The following is a 4,534-nucleotide window of genomic DNA, read 5'->3' as shown; positions in this document are numbered from 1 at the left end:
GTGCGCGCCTCGGATATCTCGGCGTCCGCGGAGTCGAGTGCGGCGCTGAGGGTCGCATAGCCGATGTGGAGCTGGTCCTCTCCGGTCTCGATCGCGTCGAGGAGCTTGCCGGCATGGAAGAGCCCGAGCTCCGCTGCCGAGAGCTCATCGCCGATCGGGTAGCCGGGGACGGCCGCGAGATGAGCGGCGGCGGCATCCGTGGCCTGTTTCGCCTGTCCGAGGGCTGTGCGGGCCTCGGCCACGTTGCCGCTGAACGCGGCGAGCGCGGTGGGGGCGTAACTGAGCCGGAGCCTGTCGATACTCGCCGCGCCCGCTGCGACCCGATCGGTCACCCGATCCACGCGCCGGGTGAGCTGCTCGAGGAGGAGCGGGGCGTCGCGCTCGCGGCCTCGGCGGGCGGTGAAGGCGCGGTCCTGTTCGGCGAGGCGGGTCGTCGCCTCAGCGGCGAGCGCGATGATCTGCTCGGTCCAGCGTCGGCGTTCGGACTCGGTGTCCGGAACACTGTCGTCGAGCTTCTGCTGCAGGGCGAAGGCATCGCGCAGCTGGCGGCGGGAGATTTCGAGGGCCGCGGCGAAGTCCCGGGTCGCCGCCTCGCCGAACTGGGCGACCGCGAACCCGAGTTCGTCGGTCGCGGCGCCGACCTGGTCATCGGCCCGCACCAGGGAGATCGCTGCGGCGCGTGCGCGTTCGGCGACCACCGCAGCTTCGGCCTGTTCGCGGTCGCGGCGACGACGACGAGCGGATGCGACGACGAGGGTCACCCCGAGGACCACGAACGCGAGAAGTATGGCCGAGGGCACCCACCAGAGATCGCCAGTCATAGCCGCGAGTCTAATCAACGCGGCTGGGGCGAGCGGGAGCACCCGTGAACATGCCGTGCCGGCGCCTACATGCGGCGCATCTGCCGCCGGATCACGTCGTAGTCGTGCCGGGAGATCTCGAGCAGCCCCCGGCGGAGCTGGTAGCCCCAGTCGGGATCCTCCCGGGTGAACTCGAGCACGTTCAGGAGCGGGCGGATCGACGTGCTGACGGCATCCGTGTCGTAGTCGATGCGCCGCCGCCACGGCACATAGGTGCCGGAGGGCGTCTCCGGGCTCCGGAATTCGTACGCGTTCCCCTCGGCGACGAACCCGATCGCGGTGAACTCGCGCAGCAGCTCGCCCTCGACGGCGGTCTTCGGCGAGTAGTACACGACGCCGTCGCTCTCCCGCATGCCCTCGAGCGTGGTGCGCAGCCGGTAGCCGGCCTGCGCGAAGCCCATGGCGACGCCCCGCTGCACGTTATCGCGCTGCGCGACCCCGAGCCAGTACCGAATTGCCACTCCTCAGTTGTACTGCATGCCCCAGCGCCACAGACTGGGGGCATGCGTGTTCTCCTGAAAGAAATCCTCGATTGCCCGCCGGATGCCGCGTGGCGCGCCCTGCAGAGCCCCGCCGTCTTCCGCGAGGTGAGTTCGCCCCTCATCAGCGTGGAGTCGCTCGAGGCCGACGGCTTCCCCTCGATCTGGGAGCCCGGCGAGCACCCGGTCGAGCTGAGCGCGCTCGGCCTCCTGCCGATGGGCAAGCAGGTGATCCGGCTGCAGATGTCTACCGAGCGGCGCGACGGCGTGCGCATCGTGCGCGACACCGGCCGGGGCGTCTCCGGCGCCCTCGAGGCCGTGACGCTCTGGGACCACCGGATGGCGGTGTCGGCAGACCCGGCCGGCACCGGCAAGACGCTCTACCGCGACCAGCTCGTCTTCCGCACCGGCGCGCTCACCCTGCCGAGCTGGCCGGTGTTCTGGGCGATGTGGCAGTGGCGGATGCTGCAGCTCAAGCGGCTGGCCCCGACCTGGCGTTTCGACGTGGGCGTCGACGCGGTCGACGCCGCATCCGCTGCCCCTGACGAATCCGACGGGGATTCTGCGCCGACGGAGGTGTCGGCATGAGTTCGACGCTGGGCGCCCTGCAGCTCGCCGACTGGCGCCGCCGCGTGACCGGACTGTATGCGGGCGTGCGCCAGCTGAGCGTGCAGAACCCTGCGGCGGGGCACGAGCTCTGGCGGAGCGGGCGCGACGACCTGTTCGCGGGGCATCCGTCGTCTCCGCTGCTGCCCGACGATCGGTCCGCGTTCACGGGGCTCACAGTCGCGCCGTACGACCCGGACTGGCGTTTCGAGGTCGAGGTGCACCGGGCGCCGGAGCCGCACCGGATCGCGGTCGAGACCGGGACGGACGGCACCGTGCCGTTCGACCTGGTCGGCATCGTGCGGCTGCCCTACCTCGGCCCGATCGACCTGTGGCGACTGGGCAGCTACGGCGGCGGCCTGTTCCTGCCGCTCAAGGACGGTCTCGCCGGACGACCCGGCGGAACCTACGGCGGCGGGCGCTACCTGCTCGACACGATCAAGGGTGCAGACCTCGGACCGGGGGTCGGCGACGACACCCTGATCCTCGACTTCAATTTCGCATACAACCCGTCCTGCGCCTACGACCCGATGTGGGCGTGCCCGCTCGCGCAAGCCGGCAACACGGTCGCGGTGGACGTACCCGTCGGCGAGTTCTACACCGGCGACCGCGACTAGAACGCACCGAGCGGGGGTTCCTCGGAGGGTGCTTGACAGCATCCGCTAGACTGAAACCACTTGCGAATGCATCGCTGCGCTCGCTGCGTCGTAGAACGCCCTCTTCTTGTTGCGGCGGCACACCTGCCTGGTGGGCCGAGCGCATATTGCGAATGAACATTCTTACGGCGAACGGATGTGCCCATTGGCACCTTCGCCATGTGAATCCTCCTGGCTCCGAAGCCTGCATTCCCTCACTCGGGGTGCGCACACGGTTCGATGGAGGGCTCTGATGCCTGAAAGGCACCACTTTGTCTGAAACTTCCTTCGGCGCGCTTGGCGTGCCGGCTCCCCTCGTTGCCGTCCTCACGGCGCAGGGAATCGACAGCCCCTTCCCGATCCAGGTCGACACCCTCCCCGACACCCTCAAGGGCCGGGACGTGCTCGGTCGCGGCAAGACCGGCTCCGGCAAGACCCTCGCGTTCGCCATCCCGATGGCCGCGCGCCTCGGCGGCAAGCTCGCCGGCGGCAAGCGTCGCCCGGGCCGCCCGCTCGGCCTGATCCTCGCGCCGACCCGCGAGCTCGCCACCCAGATCACCACCGCACTGACCCCCTTCGCCGAGGCGTACGGCCTCAACACGACCACCATCTTCGGCGGCGTCTCCCAGGGCCGTCAGGTCTCCGCGCTCAAGGCCGGCGTCGACATCGTCGTCGCCTGCCCCGGACGCCTCGAAGACCTGATGAAGCAGGGCTACGTCAACCTCGACTCCGTCGAGATCACCGTGCTCGACGAGGCCGACCACATGGCCGACCTCGGCTTCCTCCCCGTCGTCACCCGCATCCTCGACAAGACGCCGAACGGCGGCCAGCGCCTGCTGTTCTCGGCCACCCTGGACAACGGCGTCGACAAGATCGTCCGCAAGTTCCTCCACAACGAGGTCCTGCACTCGGTCGACGACTCGAACAGCATCGTCTCCGCGATGACGCACCACGTCTTCGAGATCGACAACGCCGAACAGAAGAAGGCCCTGATCGAGAAGCTGGCCTCCGGAACCGGACGCCGCATCCTCTTCATGCGCACCAAGCACCACGCCAAGAAGCTCGCCAAGGCGCTCACCGAGGCGGGCATCCCCTCGGTCGACCTGCACGGCAACCTCTCGCAGGTCGCCCGTGACCGCAACCTCGCCGCGTTCAGCAACGGTGACGTGAGCGTGCTCGTCGCAACGGATGTCGCCGCTCGCGGCGTGCACGTCGACGACATCGAACTCGTCATCCACGTCGACCCGCCGGCAGAGCACAAGGCGTACACGCACCGCTCCGGCCGCACCGCCCGGGCCGGGCACGCCGGTGACGTCGTCACCCTCGTGCTCCCGGAGCAGCGTCGCGACACCGCAGACCTGCTGCGCAAGGCCGCCATCAAGGTGACCCCGCAGCGGGTGACCGCGGACTCCCCCGCCGTCGCCGCCCTCGTCGGCGAGGTCGCCGCATACGTCAAGCCGGCGTCGCGCACCGAGCAGCCGCAGCAGCAGCGCCAGTCCCAGGGCGGTCGCTCGCAGGGCGGTCGCTCGCAGGGCGGCCGTTCCGAAGGCGGTCGCTCGCAGGGCGGCCGTTCCGAGGGTGGTCGCTCGCAGGGCGGTCGTTCCTCGTCCTCAGACGGCGGACGCTCGCAGGGCGGCAGCCGTTCCTACGCCTCCTCGTCGTCATCCGACACCTCGCGCTCGTCCGACGGGCAGCGCTCGCGCGGCCGTGACGACCGCGAAGGCGCCAGCACCGCGCCCGTTCGCGGCAACCGCGGCAGCCGCAGCAACGACGCCGCCTCGGCCGGCGGAGCACGCCAGGAGCACTCTGGCCGCCCGGCGGCATCCGGTCGCAGCCACGCCCCGCAGGGCTCCGGTCGCTCCGGCGGCATCCAGGTCGGCGGACTCGTCCGCGGATCCGGCTCGGGAGCCGGCGGCGCCCGTCGCTCGGCGCCGCGCCGCGCGCAGGGCTAAGC

At 70.5% G+C, this 4,534-nt stretch carries 4 protein-coding genes and 1 pseudogene; 3 read left to right on the top strand and 2 right to left on the bottom strand.

Translation table 11 applies throughout. The annotated features are described in order from the left end of the window. Positions 1-821 (bottom strand): annotated as a pseudogene (locus QN345_RS15865) (hypothetical protein); the annotation flags it as partial. Positions 822-886: 65 nt separating this feature from the next. Next, positions 887-1,321 (bottom strand): EVE domain-containing protein, encoded by a 435-nt coding sequence (locus QN345_RS15860; RefSeq protein WP_241984918.1) that lies wholly within the window; start codon positions 1,319-1,321, stop codon positions 887-889. Positions 1,322-1,363: 42 nt separating this feature from the next. On the opposite strand from QN345_RS15860, the gene QN345_RS15855 reads away from it, so the two are divergent. The 3 genes from QN345_RS15855 (at position 1,364) to QN345_RS15845 (ending at position 4,532) form a co-directional block, all read left to right on the top strand. Beyond that, a complete protein-coding gene (locus tag QN345_RS15855; RefSeq protein ID WP_322136572.1) occupies positions 1,364-1,927 on the top strand; it encodes a hypothetical protein in 564 nt (187 codons plus the stop codon). Continuing rightward, complete coding sequence (locus QN345_RS15850) at positions 1,924-2,562, top strand: DUF1684 domain-containing protein (protein WP_134560823.1); 639 nt, start codon at positions 1,924-1,926, stop codon at positions 2,560-2,562. Before QN345_RS15855 ends, QN345_RS15850 begins: the two co-directional genes overlap by 4 nt. 290 nt (positions 2,563-2,852) lie before the next feature. Further along, positions 2,853-4,532, top strand: a complete 1,680-nt coding sequence (locus QN345_RS15845; RefSeq protein ID WP_322189275.1) for a DEAD/DEAH box helicase — start codon at positions 2,853-2,855, stop codon at positions 4,530-4,532. The last annotated feature ends 2 nt before the right edge of the window (positions 4,533-4,534 follow it).

The sequence above is a fragment of the Cryobacterium sp. 10I1 genome, assembly GCF_035019805.1.
Taxonomy (GTDB): Bacteria; Actinomycetota; Actinomycetes; order Actinomycetales; family Microbacteriaceae; genus Cryobacterium; species Cryobacterium glucosi.
Note: the sequence above shows the minus strand (reverse complement) of the source record. Positions and strands in the feature narration are given on the sequence as shown.